Below are 15,196 nucleotides of genomic sequence, written 5' to 3'. Positions count from 1 at the left end.
ACAAGCAATTAGCTTGGATCGAAAAAACCGGAAAAGCTATCCACTTATGCGTAAAAAGAGCATCTCGACTTGAATTGTATAAAGCATATAGTCTACTTCTCGGATGCTTATGTACCCTTATGGATAATAATTTACAATTTTATCTTTTATACAGGACTCTTATCTATGCAAACTATATTTAAAAACATAGATTAATATATAAAATACATTTAAAAGAAAGGGATTATAGAATGACACTTCAGCTTATGAAACTTCTTGTTACTGCAGCCACCACAACCAATGTTGTTCCTACAGACGCAAGACTTTTCTACACAACAACTGCACCAACGGCCGCAGGGGCCACATTAACTATCGATGCTGCAAGCTTCCTGCAGGATGATGGTACATTACTAACATCTCTTCCATCCTTAGCAAGCAATAATAGTTATTTTAATGTCTATATTAACGGTGTTTTGCAAATGGCAGGTATCTCAACTTATACACCAGGTGCAACTGGCGTTGGATCACTTGCTATTGCTGTACCCGCAGGTGGATCTGGCATTCCAACTGGAACACCTATTGTATTAGAGTTGGTAAGTTATGCTCCATCGTCCACTACAGCTGTAACAACTTAATAACACCCAACACGAAAAGAGTACCTTTCAACAAAGTTACTCTTTTCAAATTAATGCATGGTTATAAATTGGATAATTATAGAACTTCCCTTTGTCGGAACATCTTCTGTTAGCAATGTAAGTTTCCCTTGTTCAATTTGATAATTAACAGTAGGCTGTAATACAGCATTAACAAATAAGTTAATATAGGAAACCTCACTTGGTGACAATATATGAGTTGTACTATATTGTTCTAAACTATCATCATCTGTATATATCCTTTTTTCTCCGTCTGAAAGAGTAAAGTATAATAAATTAGTTGTTTGTATTGGTCTTAGCCGTTCTGCCGGTTCCGGTAAACCCATGGTTCCAAAATTAACCAATGTAATTATCATTTCCCAACGTTTACCATTAAATCGGTACAAAATACGTTTTGTTGTATCTAAAAACAGACTGCCATCTTCAGCTTTCCTAGGACGAATAGATAATGGGCCTGCTTGTATAGAAGGGACACCCCCTTCATTTATAACAAACTTTAGATTAGATGAATTCTTATCTATATGTTCTCCCTCCTTTCCTTCTAAATTTAATTAAGTAGTATATCTTTAGTGATTTCCATATACTTTTTTACTAATTTTAACATAAATGTATTTTAATACAATCATACTTTATCATCGATTCAATCCTAACCAAAATGAGCCGAAAACAGCAACAGGAAACCATCTTAACCAAAATAAAAAAGTAGGCAGTTTATACTCCACCACTCCATATTTATTTTCTTTTAAAAAAACAGACTGATTACACTAGCTAGAGATAACAAATGATACTTCTAAACCGTATTTTCCCTCCACAATACCCGTACCTTCCCTTGAAACAGTAATCGATTTTGCATGATCGACAGTTGCGGAAAGTGTATTTCCAGAAGGAACAGTAAATTCAACAGGGCTTCCATCGTTTCGAGTAATGGTAACTTTAATAACTGAAGTGCTTAGGGAACTATTAAACACAGATATCGTTACCGTAGCTTTTCTAGAAATTTCCCCTTTCCAAATTTCTAAAGTTGTAACCGGATCGTTCAATAAAATATTCCCACTGAAGCTATTGCTTACAACATCATCTACGGGGGGATACGGAGGACAAGGAGCAGGAAGCGGAGGAGGGAATGAATATGGAAGCGCGAAACAAAAAGGATCTGGTTTACATTTCTTTTTGGCACACATTCACTATTCCTCACTCCTAATTCATTATGTTCATACTACAAAATATTTCAAAACCTTTGATATGTTTTCGTTTTCCCCCCTTTTTTATTAACAAGTCACGGCAATTTTTTAAAAGTATGTCAGTTTTATTTATAAAATAGGTAAATTAAATTAACAAAGTATGACGATACGCATTTAATATTAGTGTACAAACTAAACGGTAAAAACCATCCGAAAGGAGAAAAAATAAATAATGTGTAATAATGGAGATTGCTGCATGTGTCCTCCTGCTCAAATTTTTCAGGAGACCATTTGCGGTAATTTTAATAACTCGACAGGAGCAGCTACTACAACAATAGTATGGTCTGCTCCTGCTGGCGCTTATTTTTCAGGGACTTTTGAAATTTTCAATTCAGCCTCCAGTCCAATAGCTACACCAGTAACTGCAACAATGACATCTACTCCAGCAGGTGCTTTGAGTGCTACCTCAGGGAATTCTGACTCTCAATCAGTTGATCAACCTACTGATTTTTCTCTTACAGTACCTGCTGGAGCTAGTGGGAAATTTAGTATTAATCTATATAAGCGTGTTCTGGCGTAGTTTAGGGTCCATAACACTAAAACAGACTCTATAATTTTTGGGATATTTTCACAAAATCCAAAAAAGGTATCTAGATTATGCAGATACCTTTTTTATTTCATTTATGTGAATTGAATTATATCAAAACACCGTTGTATGGTAAAAAACCGTTATGGTGTTTTTTCTCTTAGAAAAAGCATAGATAGTTTCTCCAAAAGCTACATTTCCCAAATCTATAAATCCATCTTTCCCATCAATCAAAATACCGTTTGTTGAATTGATATCTGATCCCCCTAAATAAAATCCCCCACCTTGTATCCATACTCTTTGGCCATTACCCTTTATAAGTATAGTCCTTATTTGAGCTGGAACCTCTATTCTTTGAAGCATTGCCATGATCTCTTTCACTTCCTTTTAAAAAACTGAATATCTATAATGAAAAATATAGATATAAAAACTAACTAGAATACTGTTGTATAGTAAAGAACTGTTATGGTGGTGTCAGCAGTAGAATAAGCATAAATGGTTTCTAATAAAGCTACATTTCCAAGATCTATAAATTCATGACCACCTGAAAGAAAAATACCATTGTCTGGATCAACGTTGGAGTTACCTAAATAAAATGTTCCTCCTTGCACCCAGACTCTGCGTCCGTCACCAGTGACAATGATTGTTGGGGTATTAGCTGGAACCGTTACTTTGTCAATTGTCGCCACTTTAATCACTCCTTTCATTCATATTCAAATTTTTAATTACTTAAGAAAACATTAACGAGTTGTCTCCCAAAAACTAACATCAAGAGATAAAACGTTACCTCCAGCGGCATTGTTCATTAGACGTATAACAAACGTTGTTCCAGGGGGCATAACAATTTGACCCTTGTATTCAAATATAGTTATCCCTCCTGTAGCAGGCTGGAGAATATCTCTAAAAATCACCCCGCCCACTGTAGGATCGGCTAATTGGTTTACAAATTTAGCCGTTGCAACGCTTGTGTTAACAGAACCGAAGTTTCCATTAACTGGTGTGATAGCCGTTCCTGCTGCTGCAAATGAACCATTGCGATTAAGAGTAAGGATTGTGTTTGTATTTGCGGTTCCAGCTATTTGACCAATGTGAAGGGTTCTGCCTGATCCAGCTGGATTGGTAATTTGTAAAAATAGTGAAGCAGTATTTGCAACTGTTTGCCGCTGAGTTGTCAGATAATAATTTCGTCCAGCCACCGTAGCTCCAGCTTGTGAGCTTTCTGTTACTACTGGTTCTTCGAAAGTATTAACCACTTCCACCTCATCAGGGCATATACAGTTATTACGACCACACATCGTTATCCCTCCTTCTTAAAAATTAAACTAGTTGAGTTGTCCAATTTTGGATAGAGGAATACCAATACAAAAACTAAAAAAATCTTTAACTTTGTTAAAGATACCCTTTCTATTAAAAAAGACGCTCTCGTTTATAGAGTATGAAAATATATTTGAAATGCTTGTCCTATTGTCTATAAAAATACAAAATTTTAGTTTAACTACCGGTTTCAAATGTTATGATAACTCAAAGATCTTTTTTCTTTTACAAAGGATTAACGAGCTATTTACAATGCAATGCTACACTAGTAAGTGGGTCGGGTGGCGTGCGTGGCTGCCAAGGTATGCGGCGTAGGTGGGGCTGATATCAGGGGCAAGTTTTACATTAGAGGGATTTTCCCCTCCGATGTTTTCTCTTTGTATATTATAGATTAGAATTCTTATGTATTCCCTGGAGCAGGTTGATCGACTCCTTTAATACGATGTCTATGCCCATCATCTTCAGTTGTATAAAAATCGTAATAATGAACGTGCATTCCATTTCCAACAAGAATGGCTGGTCCCGAATGTGCCTTATAATAATGGGTATGTCCATCTTCAAACACAACATACCCTTCGGTATAATGAATATGTCCCCCATCCTGTGTCGGAATTAGCGGGGATGTTACATCCAGGCATTGATGCACATGGCCTGCCTCCATGATGTATAATCAACAGATCCATGGTTATGATGTGGTACAAATCCGGAAACAAAATCATCTTTTCCTACTTTTCTATCTTTTCTAATAATGCTCAAAAGCAAAAATTATTACGAAAGCTTTCTTCTTCAATTACTGGGGCTATTGACCAACTAAATATCCATCTTTCAAGGCACACCCATATTACTTATTTCAGAAAAATTTAATTTATAAAAGATGCCCTTAGTGGAGTATGGGCATCTTTTTTTATTTGTATATTGTGCCTTATCTCTCCTCATTCCTCTTCAGGCAGAATAACTTTTTGGTTGTATTTCAGTCTGCCTTTTTATTCAATTCTGCAATAAATTTTCGGAAATTCTCATTTTCACGAAAAAAAGAAGAAGCAAAGTCAGCATATACAGACAGCATCCCTTCGACAGCGTTCCATGCGTTTCCAAGCGCTCTCTGAAATTCTGCGGCTTCTTCAGATTGCAAAAACTGTTCAATCGCTTCTCTATCCCCGCTCTCTGCCAGCGCTCTGATTTTATTCATCGTTTCTAAACTAAACATCTATTACAACTCCTTTCTAAATAATGCTTTTAAATAAAAGCATCATTTTTTTGCCAATGGGCTTGAGCTTCCTTTAATTCTGCTGCTTTATCGTGATATCCCATTATTTGCGCAGATAGGATAACAAGTTTATGACTTAATAAAAACGACAGATCAGTAAGGAGAAACCTGTTTCTCATCAAATCGACCCCCATCCTTATCGATGATATTTCGCAATCTGTTTTTCAAACTCTGCACCGGTCTCAACATTAACGATGAGCCATTTTTCGGTATAGTCCAAATTCCAGAAAGCAACTTCATTTGCATGCATAAACGTTTTGTATTGTAGAGCATCCTCTATCTGCTTAATGAAATATTCCTTCACTTTACCTATATGCTATTACAAATAGTCCTGTTTCAGCATTTTTGATTGCAAACACTTTGACAGCCGCTTTCGCTTCTGAATTTGGATTTGGTTTAATAATCGTGATTCATACAGTCGTAACACACATACCATTTATCATTAATAGAACCATGTAATTTGCTTGGATCTACTTTGCCGTTGCAATAATAACAAATCTTCCCCTTCGTGAATCTCCATCTTTGCTTCTTCATCAAATCACCACCAAATTGGATTTTGGTCTTATCTAAATACTCTTTAGCATAGACACACAAAGGCAATAATCTATTCCAATAAGATAAGCTCTTTGCTGCGTATATAGACATAACATGTAAGAGAAAACCAACTACTCTAAAAAAAGGGAGAGAAACAAGTTATTATGATAACCCCCCGACAGTTCGGTACCGGAGGAGCCATTACCTATACCTCCGTACAGGAGACACTTCATGGACTTCACCAGCTACCGTTGTACCATCATCCTGTATCACACTCCCCGTCCCCGCAGCTCGTACATTATTATCCTCCTGCACATCCTGTACACCATCTTCCTGCCCCTTCTATCTATCTTGTACATCACGGTTCTTCCGTAGATGTTATATATCACTATCCTTCTATCCATCTCATATATTACTAACTCATTTATTTGACTCATTACGTCATTTCTAGGGAAAGCGATTCGCTCTCCCTTTTTTCTTCAAAATGGATTTTGTTTGAGATAGCCAGCCTTCTTTAATTCTTTTACTGTACTTTCCGTAGTACTTTTGCTATCCTTCGCATGTTGAGTTAACTCTTCAATATAGAACGTCCAATCATCTGTTAATGAAAGCATGTAAGCTAGTAAACCCTTTGCTCTCCAACTAAGATTTGGGTCACGTAAAGGTGTATTGTGAATGACGGAATAGTTACTGTCTTTCTTTACTCGAAAAATTCCCATGTTGTTGAAATACACTTACAGACATTGAATACTGCACAGCATCACACATCATGAATAGACATCAAAAGAAAACACGCTTATTTTGCGTGTTTTTGTTTTATTCTCATAAAAATACAGGAGATGAAAAAGTGAAAGAAATTATTTATTTAGATACCGATCTTATGAATTCCATGTTGGCACAATTGAAAAAGGGCTTAATTACAAGTTTTTCTGCAGAGAAAAATAATCAAGAGACATTAACTGAGGAGCAGCAATCCAATCGAGGAAGAAACGCTGGATTTGCCGGCCATATAAAAGCTGGAACTGGTGCTATCCCTGGGCTGAATTTTCAGTTTGAGACGAATTTTGGTAACACTGGAAATGAAATAATACATGAGTCTAGAGCCTTTTTAGAAGGCGAAGAAGACATTTTAAACAAAGTTTTCCACGACTATGCACTAGACATACTGCAGGATAAGTTAGCTGGAGGACATCACTTAAAAAGTGGACCCGATTTTAAAGAAGGTGATCTACATTTAGGTGAAAAGACTTATAAATTTTTTGATTTTGAGTTGTTAAAGAATGTAATAGACTATAAGGCCTTAACAGAACTTATGACTTTTGATGGAGGAAATTCCGTTTTAGATATGGAAGAAGCCTCTGCGATTCTTAATAAGAAACCTAAGGGGAAGCCCACCCCTATTAGATTTTAAAAAATCCGAAGATACTAAGAAAATGATTGATTCTATGGAATGTAACTTTTTTCAACCACATAAATACACATTTTACAATAAAAGTCCGAAAGTTTGATAAACCGAACACATTGTGAATAAATAACAAATTTCCCAAAAGCCTCTTCAGAATAAAATCTGTCTGAAGGGACCTTAAGATACACTGACTTCCTCTTTCGAATGTTATGTAAATTAAAACTAGCACTTGATCGGATTTCTTTGTTTTGCCGTCAATAAAAAAGACAGACACTCTATAAAAGAGCATACTGTCTACACCATTAAAATTATTGAACTTGTCTTATTTGACCACGAATTTCTCCATTTGGATATCTTTCCGTATGAGCATTCACGTAGGTATTGCCCGCTTTCATCTGTCTTGCTAACTCTAATAAAGACATTCCTTGTAAGGGACCGACAAGATCATCTTTTGTAATTGTTCCAGTTACCACTCCAGTATTGACGCTGATACCGCGCGTTACTGGTCCAAAAAGGAATGCAACAACTGGCCCATTTTGGCCTCTCATCCCTAAATGAATATGAGCTTGGGTAAATTTATCTAAATCATTCACAACTAATTTAAAACGAAGTCTTGTAAAATCATCGTTGAATACAAAATCTGCTGAACCAAAAGCATCTGTTCTTACAGGCGGTACTTCCTCACGACCTGTTAATCTAGCAAAAAAACGTGCAACCATACGGTTAGAAGCGTTTGAAGGACGATTGTCGTCGTCTCCTAAATACTGCCAACTATTTGAATACATAAAAAGCCTTCTTTCCATACATAAGTGATAAGATGATCTAATTAATCTTCGCTAATACAATATTCATGTTATAGAAAAAAGGCTTGGACTATATACACATATACACCTCCTGTATCGAGTTTTATCAGCGTATAAAATTCACAATATTTGCTTTGCTTTTGGGCAGAGGCTGGCCGGAGGTGCGGGGGCAGCGCCCGCCACGTATGCGTGTAGAGTTATAGGATAGGAGCAATGTAATGAACGGATGATCTGGCGGTTCGGCTTCCTATACTTCCGGTAACGAACTTTATGCCAATCTACTGTCCTCAAAGGTCTGTTCCTCATTTTCTTCAAGATAAAAGCCTCTTTGCAGGCTTTTTCTTTTTATATTACAACAAGAACATAAGTTCTCTTTATATACATCTACGAGGTGACAATCATGTTTTCGGGATATCGTACTACTCCACTTGAGGATTGGGTTATTGCTTTTTATAAACGCATTGGCATAAAGAAACCAGTCGATTTGCAGATTGATGTAATTGCTGAACGGTGTAATATTATTCTCCTAAAAAAGGAAGCAGATTCTTATTACATCATGAACGATTATATGCGAATTGTCATTGTAGACTCCCGCCTCCCTCCTGAACAACAGCGTGAATCCTTTTTTCATGAGTTGTGTCATATCCTTCGTCACGAAGGAATGCAAGGGGCAATGCCTCCTCTATTTCGAGAATGGCAAGAATGAGATGCGGTAAATTTCACCAAATACGCGGCAATTCTAGCTCATATGCTACAATATATCCGTCTCGGCCGAGACAGTATCACCGAAATGTCTAATCTATTCAAGGTAACTCCTGAACTTTGCAAAGCGCGCTTGGAACAAATTTGCAACAGAATGTATATAAGGGAATGGTATGGATGAAAGGCCATTTCTACAAATGAGGTAAAACATGGACGTATGTCATAGATATTGGCATCGATGAGCAAACAGGGAAGCGGAAGGGTGAAATACTTGGTTTGAAATGGTCCGATATCGACTGGGAAAGAAAAGCACTATCTGTCAATCGTACACTATCGCACATATCAGGACAGTTTCATGAGCCGAAAACAGCATTTGGAAAACGTCTTATCGATATCCCTGACGTTGTGATTGATGCTTTCCAAGAACAACAAGATCGCTTAGGGAGAGAAAAAGAAGCATTCGGTGCCGGATATAATGCACTTGATTTAGTTTGCCCAAATAGCTTTGGTGAGCCATGCAAGTTCAGAAACTTGACCGAACTCTGGAAAAAAGCTATAAAAAGAAGTGGAGTGCCAAATATCCGCTTTCACGATTTGCGACATACACATGCTACTTTGATGCTAAAACAAGGTGTGCACCCTAAAATTGTTTCAGAACGATTAGGGCATGCGCGAGTAGAGTAGGCAGGCATGACTCTCGATACGTATTCACATGTCGTTCCAGGCCTTCAAAAAGAAGCGGCGGAAAAATTCGCGGAGCATCTGTTTTCGGACAAAAAATGAGCAATGTTAGCAAACACGAAAAACAACCTTAAAATAGTGCTCCATTAAAATTCAAAAACAAGAGGTGTAAACATGCAAAAGATCAATGATATCAAGGAATTTCAGGAGATTATCAATAGTGAACATCCTGTCGTCATCAAGTTCTACACTACATGGTGTCCAGATTGCGTAAGAATGGACCAATTTATTGGAGACGTTATGGAGACCTTTAGTAAATTTAACTGGTATGAAATAAACAAGGATGATTTTCCTGAAATTGCTGAGGAATATCAGGTAATGGGTATTCCAAGCTTATTAATTTTCCAAAATAGCAAAAAACTCGGTCATTTACATAGCGCAAATGCTAAAACGGAAGAACAGGTAACAGAATTTTTACAAGCTTATTAACTAAACAGCCTCCTTCCTTACAGTGAGAAGGAGGCTGTTTTGCTGATAACACATCTTCATGTTTACATAATATTTTTACAGTTAATTTCATAAAGAAATAACAATTTTGGATTTTGCCCTTCCGAAACACTCTTCTCCTATGCCTAAAAAACTACTTTCGTACAACAATGTTTGTATAGACCCACTCGTTTCTTATCTGTTACTCTTATACAGGAACATTTTTGCGAAAGGTTGTGTGATATGCACATGGAAGCATATTCTCATAAAGAAGCAGACCGCGGTGCAATTGTTAGTATTGCTGCCTACATATTTTTATCAGCAGTAAAACTAGCTATAAGCTATATTACCGCATCAAGTGCTCTTCGCGCAGACGGACTGAACAACTTAACAGATATCGGAGCATCTCTCGCCGTACTAATTGGCTTGAAAATTTCTAGAAAACCGCGTGATCACAATCATCCATACGGTCATTCTCGAGCTGAACAAGTCGCTTCTCTTGCAGCTTCCTTTATTATGGCAAGTGTAGGAATTGATGTAATTCTTGGAGCCATTCGTTTATTTTTTCAAAAAGAACAAACAACACCTAGTATAATAGCAGCATGGGTAGCTGTATTTTGTGCAGTCGTAATGTACGGCGTATACTTATATAATGCAACTCTTGCAAGACGAACAAAAAGCAAAGCGCTTGAAGCGGCGGCAAAGGATAATTTTTCTGATATGCTTGTTAGCATTGGCACTACAGTCGGTATCGTTGCCTCCCAGTATGGCGCTCCTGTGCTCGATCCAATCGCAGCACTCATCGTCGGCATCATCATCTGCAAAACAGCCTGGGATATTTTCAAGGATGCTTCTCATTTATTAACGGACGGCATCGATCCATATGAGATGGAATTATATAAACATACAGTGGCTGCAGTAAATGGAGTCAACAGAATTACAGACATTAGAGGCCGCATGTATGGAAACGAAGCCTATGTGGACATCACAATTGAAGTAAACGCAACTATGGATGTAATAGAAAGTCACCGTATTACAGATGAAATTGAAGAGCGGCTAAAAAAAGAGCATCAGATTCTTCATTCTCATATTCACGTAGAACCAAGTAAAACAAAAAAACGATAAAGAAAACTCGACGATTAGCGAGCCTTTAGGCGAAGATAGAGGTGTAGTTGCACAACAAAATTAACAGCGATTTGTGAAAGCAAATCGCTGTTTTAGCCCATATGCTTACAATTAAACACTTCTTTTCCTTAATGCTTCCCTATCTACAGATGGAATTACATATAAGACATCAAACTGTTTTTTTAGGAAAAAATCGATGGAACAAAATACACAATATAAGCCAAGCCCCTCCTGCTGCACAACCCGCAAGAATATCAGATGGATAATGAACCCCCAGATACACACGGCTTAAGGCAACAGAAAAAATCAACAATGAAGCCATTACGATAATAATCGCTTTCTGCCGAAGCTCTAAACGATGCTCTGTAATCGTTAAATAAGCAATAAAGCCGATAAATGCTATTGCATTCATTGCGTGGCCGCTCGGAAAGCTATACCCAGTAGCAGTTACAAGTGTATTAATATCAGGCCGTGCGCGTTCAAACCAAGACTTTAAGGCAAAGTTCAAATAACGGGAACCATATAAACTAACAAATAAAAAAACAGCAGCTAACCAGCGCTTTCGAATGAAGAAATACAACGCCAGCAAACACACAAGCGGTGTATACAGTTGAATGGAGCCTATGTCTGATATAAGCATAAAGAATGGAGTAAACATATCGTTCCGAAAGGCTTGGACATATTTGCCCACTGCTGCATCAAAATAAGCAAAAGCTGCTGTTTCATACGTAATTGCTATGATAATAAAAACACCCGCGCAAAATATCATCCACTCCGGCAAACGTACGCGTTGTTTCATCACTCTCATCAACCTCGCTCAAATAAAAATAGAGGGGTTCTTAGCTTCCCCTCTATTTTTTATTTTATGCATCAGCAATATTTTTTTATCGTCTCCTCTAGTCTTTGCCCAAGTGCTGCCACATCAGCAGATGTAACCGTGAAACGAATACGCGTCTCATCTAAATCGAGCGCCTCGGAAAATAAGCCTGCTAATCCTCGTGCCTTCCTGTCAATCTCCATAACAATCTCCAGCTCATTCATCGAACGCGGAAAAATAAGCAGCTCTAACTCATCCAGCTTTCGATAGAACGGACCAGACACCGGTAAAAACTCAAGCTCCTGCGCAAATGGAACACTGCCTCGTAAACGATGCGGCAGTTCTTCGCATTCTGCCTGACGTAAACGGAAACCGAGGCTTTGGACAGCCTGCATCACACTGCTCATAAGAGTACCTGGCAGCACCTGAATATAGTCCGTATCGCCCGGATCCATGCTATGTTTAATGTCTAGCCCTGTACGGATCCATACTTTTTTAAGACCGAATGTTAAAGGTGTTTCAATAGGTAATACAAAAGAAAATGGCACTTCCCGCTTTTCTCCTGGCTTAATCACAATTGGATCGGTTAAGCGAATTTTCGCCAAGTCATGTGTCATTGATACTTTTCGGTCATCTGACTCTCGTGTATAAGTAGTAGAAAGCGTGAGATAAATACTATCAACATTTTGCTCGACAGCGCCGCCCGCAATATGTACAATTCCTTTCACTTCTTCTCCCGGTGACCATTCATCGCGCTGCAGCACTGTATCGACCTTGGCTGCCCCAATACCGACGCTCGCTAAAAATCTTTGAAACATATAGTTCTCTCCTTTTCCATTGTTCCAATATGGGCCATCAGTTCCTCTGCATTTTCATACGGTATTTCCATTCGCAGCATACGCATAATTATGCTTTTGCCTTCATGAGATATAGGCAACTCTTCATACCAAGGGCGTTCCTTCTTGGAAACAGGCGTATAGCCCGAGTACAACAAAAAGAGAAGAAAATGTCCGAGCGCATAAAAGTCACTGCGGTAATGAACCTCTCGCATATATTGCTTCTCACCAAAAAACGTTTCCTCTCTCTTATCCTTCTCTCCCATGCGGCAGGCTAGACCGAAATCAACAATGTAGATACGTCCGCCCTCCGTTAAAATATTTGGAATGCGTAAATCTCGATGAATAATACCTTGTTGATGAAAATGGGAAACAATCCTCAGAATATCACAAATAATGGAAAATGCCATCTTCTCTGTATACACCTGCTGCTCTTCAAAAATGAGCTGTTCAAATGTTCTCCCTTTTATGTATGTCATCACAAAAAACGGCTCATCATCCCAAACAAAAGAATGAAACAGCTGCGGAACACAAGGATGATTGATTTCCTTTAAAATGGTTTGCTCATCCTGAAATGATTTTCTTCCCGATGCAAGCTTTTGTTTGCTTTTCCGCAGCTGTTTTAGTACCTTTTCTTCCATTGTGTTCAAATCAGTAACGCGATACGTAAATCCGTAGCTTCCCATACCGATTACACTTTCTATGCGATAGTGCAGCAAAACAGTACCAACCTGCAGCGGCCTATCAAAGATACCTGCGATTCGTGAAAAAAACGCCATTAGCTGCTGAAAAAGCTGGAAAAGACACTATGGCTTTTATGCTTTTTCTTATAATGTCCATGACCATAATGGTGGTGTTTTCCATAATGATGACGCTTCTTGTAATCACTGCTGGAGTAGGAATGATATTTATGATTTTGTCCTAATAGTGCTTTAAGTAATTTTTTTAACATTGCTTCACCTCATTCTCGAATTTATTTCCATTATAACAGTGGTTGGAAGTCGAAGTTTGTTACAATTTCGTAAATCAGAAATGAAAAACGACGAGTGCAGCCCGTCGTTACTTTCGTTTCTTATTCTTCCTCTTCTTCAAAAATTTCATCAATCATGCACTTCTCGAGTAAGTAATCAAATGTGATATCTGCCAGTTCCTCCATTTCCTCAGGCTCTGGCACGTATCCTCTTCGGATTAACTGATTGTAAAAGAATTCGGCAATCTCTTCCGTATCAATGACCACTTCAATTTCTTTCACATTCATCACCCCTTTATTTCTGTTTTATGAGGGAAAATGAAATTTATGTGTACAAACGAAAAAACATTTTTTTATCGTCGCAGTATGTACCAGTCATATGAAAACATGCCTGTGCATACCCATGTAGTACAAGCTATTAAAGGAGGAACTATCGTATGGGAAAAAATAGCGTGATTAATTGGAAAACAGAGGAAGACACATCACGTCTAGCCGCATTTGAGAGTGAACACTTTGATATGTGGACCGACCGTATTATAAAAGCTCTCGTTATCTTTTTAACTATAGTGGGCATACCCTTCACAATACATGTGTTATTGCAATTTCTTTTCTCTTTATAGACATACTTTATTTTTTCCTAGTCAGCTTCGTTAAGTAACTGAGAACTAAATCCATCACAATTTTGTATTCTTCATCTTGGAATGTGTGATACAGCTCTCGATAATCATTATATACATCAAGTAAGCCATTAATAATTTCCGTACGATTCGTTTTAATCCCGACACGTTTAGAATTATTGACAGATTTGAGCTTTTCAAGGTCGAGCTTATTAATACCTGTTTTGTCATTTTTCAGCTTCTTTAATATGCTATTTGCCGCTTGAGCATTTGCCAGGAGTGTGAGATCTGCTTCATCCGCCTCGAGCCATTCACCATCTGTAATGCGGGACAACTCATAAATCGTATCTTCCCATGCATCATTTTTATAACGCCAAACTTCAGTGCGGTAGCCAACTACCCGAAATACATCTTTTTCATAGCCGGTTACCTGCACAAGATCACCAAAGGTAAACTTATAATGCAGTTCAATCCATTCTTTTTCCACATTCCGTCCCTCATAATCTGTTATTAATTGTAATGTATGCTCCACGTAAATACCATCGTGATTATTCACTTCATATAGATATACACCGTCAAGCAGCTTTACATTCGTAATTTTGCCAACGGTCCCATACAATGTAATCACGACTATATCGCCAATGCTATATTTGGGTTGTTTTTTCTTAGTCAATGTATTTCTCTCCTTTTGTGAGTCGTGATTGAAGAGTGCTGTGACGATAACAGTATATGCGCTCGCTGCGAAAACGCTTATTATACATACGTATGTAGAAAAGAATTTTTCAATTTTTTATAAAGAAAACTCGCCTATCGGCGAGACTTGAGATGAAGATAGAGGCGTAATTGCACTGAAAATTCCCGTTGAAAATCCCTACATTCTTTAAGTATAAAAAACGGCACACCCTTTGTACGGAGTGCGCCGTTTTATGCTTCTGTGACATAATAATCCCAAGCCTCATCAAATATAGCCATGGTCATCAATAGACCGCTTAACTCAAGATAGGAGCTAATTTCATCATAATCGGATGATTGCTTTGGAAAGCTATAATCTTCATAAATCTTGGTTGCAAGCTGCGTCATACTGTCTGTTTTACGACCGTCCCGATATTTCATCATGTAATGATAGAATGACTTATTCATAGAAATCCCCCTTTTTTGTTTACTTATTATACATGTCGTCCAAAAAAAAAACCAGCGCAGCGTATACGCATGCGAGGCTAGGAGTAAAACTTATTATTTC

Annotated in this window: 22 protein-coding genes and 3 pseudogenes; 8 read left to right on the top strand and 17 right to left on the bottom strand. The window is 37.9% G+C overall.

Annotated features, from left to right (window positions below):
* Nucleotides 1-230: 230 nt before the first annotated feature.
* Nucleotides 231-614: a DUF4183 domain-containing protein gene (locus tag AC6HZ4_RS12715; protein WP_497495391.1), complete on the top strand. Its 384-nt coding sequence runs from the start codon at nucleotides 231-233 to the stop codon at nucleotides 612-614.
* Between the two features lie 50 nt (nucleotides 615-664).
* On the opposite strand, the gene AC6HZ4_RS12710 is transcribed toward AC6HZ4_RS12715, so the two are convergent.
* The gene (locus tag AC6HZ4_RS12710) at nucleotides 665-976 is read right to left on the bottom strand and encodes a DUF4183 domain-containing protein (RefSeq protein ID WP_497495390.1); all 312 of its coding nucleotides are present in this window, start codon (nucleotides 974-976) and stop codon (nucleotides 665-667) included.
* 420 nt (nucleotides 977-1,396) lie between these two features.
* Nucleotides 1,397-1,813: an S-Ena type endospore appendage gene (locus AC6HZ4_RS12705; RefSeq protein WP_497495389.1), complete on the bottom strand. Its 417-nt coding sequence runs from the start codon at nucleotides 1,811-1,813 to the stop codon at nucleotides 1,397-1,399.
* A 232-nt stretch (nucleotides 1,814-2,045) separates the two neighbouring features.
* Between AC6HZ4_RS12705 and AC6HZ4_RS12700 the strand changes: the two genes are divergently transcribed.
* On the top strand, nucleotides 2,046-2,393 hold the full coding sequence (locus tag AC6HZ4_RS12700) for an S-Ena type endospore appendage (RefSeq protein ID WP_497495387.1): 348 nt from the start codon (nucleotides 2,046-2,048) through the stop codon (nucleotides 2,391-2,393).
* Nucleotides 2,394-2,513: 120 nt separating this feature from the next.
* Here AC6HZ4_RS12700 and AC6HZ4_RS12695 read toward each other — a convergent pair whose 3' ends face one another.
* The 8 genes and pseudogenes from AC6HZ4_RS12695 to AC6HZ4_RS12660 all read right to left on the bottom strand — a co-directional run.
* A complete protein-coding gene (locus AC6HZ4_RS12695; protein WP_497495386.1) occupies nucleotides 2,514-2,768 on the bottom strand; it encodes a hypothetical protein in 255 nt (84 codons plus the stop codon).
* A gap of 65 nt (nucleotides 2,769-2,833) precedes the next feature.
* Nucleotides 2,834-3,088: a hypothetical protein gene (locus AC6HZ4_RS12690; protein ID WP_497495384.1), complete on the bottom strand. Its 255-nt coding sequence runs from the start codon at nucleotides 3,086-3,088 to the stop codon at nucleotides 2,834-2,836.
* A 51-nt stretch (nucleotides 3,089-3,139) separates the two neighbouring features.
* Nucleotides 3,140-3,694, bottom strand: a complete 555-nt coding sequence (locus AC6HZ4_RS12685) for a hypothetical protein (protein WP_497495383.1) — start codon at nucleotides 3,692-3,694, stop codon at nucleotides 3,140-3,142.
* A gap of 419 nt (nucleotides 3,695-4,113) precedes the next feature.
* A pseudogene (locus tag AC6HZ4_RS12680) lies at nucleotides 4,114-4,460 on the bottom strand (YmaF family protein).
* A gap of 223 nt (nucleotides 4,461-4,683) precedes the next feature.
* The gene (locus AC6HZ4_RS12675) at nucleotides 4,684-4,920 is read right to left on the bottom strand and encodes a hypothetical protein (RefSeq protein WP_497495382.1); all 237 of its coding nucleotides are present in this window, start codon (nucleotides 4,918-4,920) and stop codon (nucleotides 4,684-4,686) included.
* Nucleotides 4,921-4,949: 29 nt separating this feature from the next.
* Complete coding sequence (locus tag AC6HZ4_RS12670) at nucleotides 4,950-5,099, bottom strand: hypothetical protein (protein WP_497495380.1); 150 nt, start codon at nucleotides 5,097-5,099, stop codon at nucleotides 4,950-4,952.
* A 17-nt stretch (nucleotides 5,100-5,116) separates the two neighbouring features.
* Entirely contained in the window at nucleotides 5,117-5,284 is a 168-nt protein-coding gene (locus AC6HZ4_RS12665; protein WP_497495379.1) for a hypothetical protein, read from the bottom strand.
* Nucleotides 5,285-5,999: 715 nt separating this feature from the next.
* Nucleotides 6,000-6,233: pseudogene (locus AC6HZ4_RS12660) on the bottom strand (DNA-binding protein); the annotation flags it as partial.
* Nucleotides 6,234-6,361: 128 nt separating this feature from the next.
* On the opposite strand from AC6HZ4_RS12660, the gene AC6HZ4_RS12655 reads away from it, so the two are divergent.
* The gene (locus AC6HZ4_RS12655; RefSeq protein WP_497495377.1) at nucleotides 6,362-6,925 is read left to right on the top strand and encodes a DUF6414 family protein; all 564 of its coding nucleotides are present in this window, start codon (nucleotides 6,362-6,364) and stop codon (nucleotides 6,923-6,925) included.
* Between the two features lie 302 nt (nucleotides 6,926-7,227).
* Here AC6HZ4_RS12655 and AC6HZ4_RS12650 read toward each other — a convergent pair whose 3' ends face one another.
* Nucleotides 7,228-7,638: a CHRD domain-containing protein gene (locus AC6HZ4_RS12650; RefSeq protein WP_497495700.1), complete on the bottom strand. Its 411-nt coding sequence runs from the start codon at nucleotides 7,636-7,638 to the stop codon at nucleotides 7,228-7,230.
* A 484-nt stretch (nucleotides 7,639-8,122) separates the two neighbouring features.
* Between AC6HZ4_RS12650 and AC6HZ4_RS12645 the strand changes: the two genes are divergently transcribed.
* The 4 genes and pseudogenes from AC6HZ4_RS12645 to AC6HZ4_RS12630 all read left to right on the top strand — a co-directional run bounded on the left by AC6HZ4_RS12645 (nucleotide 8,123) and on the right by AC6HZ4_RS12630 (nucleotide 10,716).
* Nucleotides 8,123-8,428, top strand: coding sequence for an ImmA/IrrE family metallo-endopeptidase (locus AC6HZ4_RS12645; RefSeq protein ID WP_497495376.1), 306 nt, complete (start codon nucleotides 8,123-8,125; stop codon nucleotides 8,426-8,428).
* A 218-nt stretch (nucleotides 8,429-8,646) separates the two neighbouring features.
* A pseudogene (locus AC6HZ4_RS12640) lies at nucleotides 8,647-9,207 on the top strand (site-specific integrase).
* 72 nt (nucleotides 9,208-9,279) lie between these two features.
* Complete coding sequence (locus AC6HZ4_RS12635) at nucleotides 9,280-9,594, top strand: thioredoxin family protein (RefSeq protein WP_497495374.1); 315 nt, start codon at nucleotides 9,280-9,282, stop codon at nucleotides 9,592-9,594.
* Nucleotides 9,595-9,840: 246 nt separating this feature from the next.
* Nucleotides 9,841-10,716: a cation diffusion facilitator family transporter gene (locus AC6HZ4_RS12630; protein WP_497495699.1), complete on the top strand. Its 876-nt coding sequence runs from the start codon at nucleotides 9,841-9,843 to the stop codon at nucleotides 10,714-10,716.
* Nucleotides 10,717-10,885: 169 nt separating this feature from the next.
* Here AC6HZ4_RS12630 and AC6HZ4_RS12625 read toward each other — a convergent pair whose 3' ends face one another.
* From AC6HZ4_RS12625 to AC6HZ4_RS12610, 4 genes are all read right to left on the bottom strand, one after another.
* Nucleotides 10,886-11,515 (bottom strand): phosphatase PAP2 family protein, encoded by a 630-nt coding sequence (locus AC6HZ4_RS12625; protein ID WP_497495373.1) that lies wholly within the window; start codon nucleotides 11,513-11,515, stop codon nucleotides 10,886-10,888.
* Between the two features lie 71 nt (nucleotides 11,516-11,586).
* Complete coding sequence (locus AC6HZ4_RS12620; protein WP_497495371.1) at nucleotides 11,587-12,351, bottom strand: sporulation protein; 765 nt, start codon at nucleotides 12,349-12,351, stop codon at nucleotides 11,587-11,589.
* Nucleotides 12,333-13,148 (bottom strand): serine/threonine protein kinase, encoded by an 816-nt coding sequence (locus AC6HZ4_RS12615; protein ID WP_497495370.1) that lies wholly within the window; start codon nucleotides 13,146-13,148, stop codon nucleotides 12,333-12,335. The genes AC6HZ4_RS12620 and AC6HZ4_RS12615 overlap by 19 nt, the downstream gene beginning before the upstream one ends.
* Before the next feature lie 293 nt (nucleotides 13,149-13,441).
* Nucleotides 13,442-13,621: a YozD family protein gene (locus AC6HZ4_RS12610; protein ID WP_497495369.1), complete on the bottom strand. Its 180-nt coding sequence runs from the start codon at nucleotides 13,619-13,621 to the stop codon at nucleotides 13,442-13,444.
* Between the two features lie 155 nt (nucleotides 13,622-13,776).
* On the opposite strand from AC6HZ4_RS12610, the gene AC6HZ4_RS12605 reads away from it, so the two are divergent.
* Complete coding sequence (locus AC6HZ4_RS12605) at nucleotides 13,777-13,959, top strand: DUF3930 family protein (RefSeq protein ID WP_497495368.1); 183 nt, start codon at nucleotides 13,777-13,779, stop codon at nucleotides 13,957-13,959.
* A 7-nt stretch (nucleotides 13,960-13,966) separates the two neighbouring features.
* Here the strand turns inward: AC6HZ4_RS12605 and yodN are convergent, their stop codons facing one another.
* Both yodN and AC6HZ4_RS12595 read right to left on the bottom strand, forming a co-directional pair.
* Nucleotides 13,967-14,629 (bottom strand): germination protein YodN, encoded by a 663-nt coding sequence (gene yodN, locus AC6HZ4_RS12600; RefSeq protein WP_497495366.1) that lies wholly within the window; start codon nucleotides 14,627-14,629, stop codon nucleotides 13,967-13,969.
* A gap of 251 nt (nucleotides 14,630-14,880) precedes the next feature.
* Complete coding sequence (locus tag AC6HZ4_RS12595) at nucleotides 14,881-15,096, bottom strand: YozE family protein (protein ID WP_497495364.1); 216 nt, start codon at nucleotides 15,094-15,096, stop codon at nucleotides 14,881-14,883.
* Nucleotides 15,097-15,196: the final 100 nt, after the last annotated feature.

Source organism: Ectobacillus sp. OTK, assembly GCF_059698935.1.
The sequence above is the reverse complement of the archived record's forward strand: the minus strand, read 5'-3'. Positions and strand labels throughout refer to the sequence as shown.

Coding starts and splice junctions, on each gene's coding strand:
- AC6HZ4_RS12715 (WP_497495391.1), top strand. CDS start 231: ATGACACTTCAGCTTATGAAACTTCTTGTTACTGCAGCCACCACAACC.
- AC6HZ4_RS12650 (WP_497495700.1), bottom strand. CDS start 7,638: ATGGTTGCACGTTTTTTTGCTAGATTAACAGGTCGTGAGGAAGTACCG.
- AC6HZ4_RS12615 (WP_497495370.1), bottom strand. CDS start 13,148: ATGGCGTTTTTTTCACGAATCGCAGGTATCTTTGATAGGCCGCTGCAG.
- AC6HZ4_RS12670 (WP_497495380.1), bottom strand. CDS start 5,099: ATGAGAAACAGGTTTCTCCTTACTGATCTGTCGTTTTTATTAAGTCAT.
- AC6HZ4_RS12605 (WP_497495368.1), top strand. CDS start 13,777: ATGGGAAAAAATAGCGTGATTAATTGGAAAACAGAGGAAGACACATCA.
- AC6HZ4_RS12595 (WP_497495364.1), bottom strand. CDS start 15,096: ATGAATAAGTCATTCTATCATTACATGATGAAATATCGGGACGGTCGT.
- AC6HZ4_RS12705 (WP_497495389.1), bottom strand. CDS start 1,813: ATGTGTGCCAAAAAGAAATGTAAACCAGATCCTTTTTGTTTCGCGCTT.
- AC6HZ4_RS12695 (WP_497495386.1), bottom strand. CDS start 2,768: ATGGCAATGCTTCAAAGAATAGAGGTTCCAGCTCAAATAAGGACTATA.
- AC6HZ4_RS12635 (WP_497495374.1), top strand. CDS start 9,280: ATGCAAAAGATCAATGATATCAAGGAATTTCAGGAGATTATCAATAGT.
- AC6HZ4_RS12630 (WP_497495699.1), top strand. CDS start 9,841: ATGGAAGCATATTCTCATAAAGAAGCAGACCGCGGTGCAATTGTTAGT.
- AC6HZ4_RS12625 (WP_497495373.1), bottom strand. CDS start 11,515: ATGAAACAACGCGTACGTTTGCCGGAGTGGATGATATTTTGCGCGGGT.
- AC6HZ4_RS12675 (WP_497495382.1), bottom strand. CDS start 4,920: ATGTTTAGTTTAGAAACGATGAATAAAATCAGAGCGCTGGCAGAGAGC.
- AC6HZ4_RS12685 (WP_497495383.1), bottom strand. CDS start 3,694: ATGTGTGGTCGTAATAACTGTATATGCCCTGATGAGGTGGAAGTGGTT.
- AC6HZ4_RS12700 (WP_497495387.1), top strand. CDS start 2,046: ATGTGTAATAATGGAGATTGCTGCATGTGTCCTCCTGCTCAAATTTTT.
- AC6HZ4_RS12645 (WP_497495376.1), top strand. CDS start 8,123: ATGTTTTCGGGATATCGTACTACTCCACTTGAGGATTGGGTTATTGCT.
- AC6HZ4_RS12620 (WP_497495371.1), bottom strand. CDS start 12,351: ATGTTTCAAAGATTTTTAGCGAGCGTCGGTATTGGGGCAGCCAAGGTC.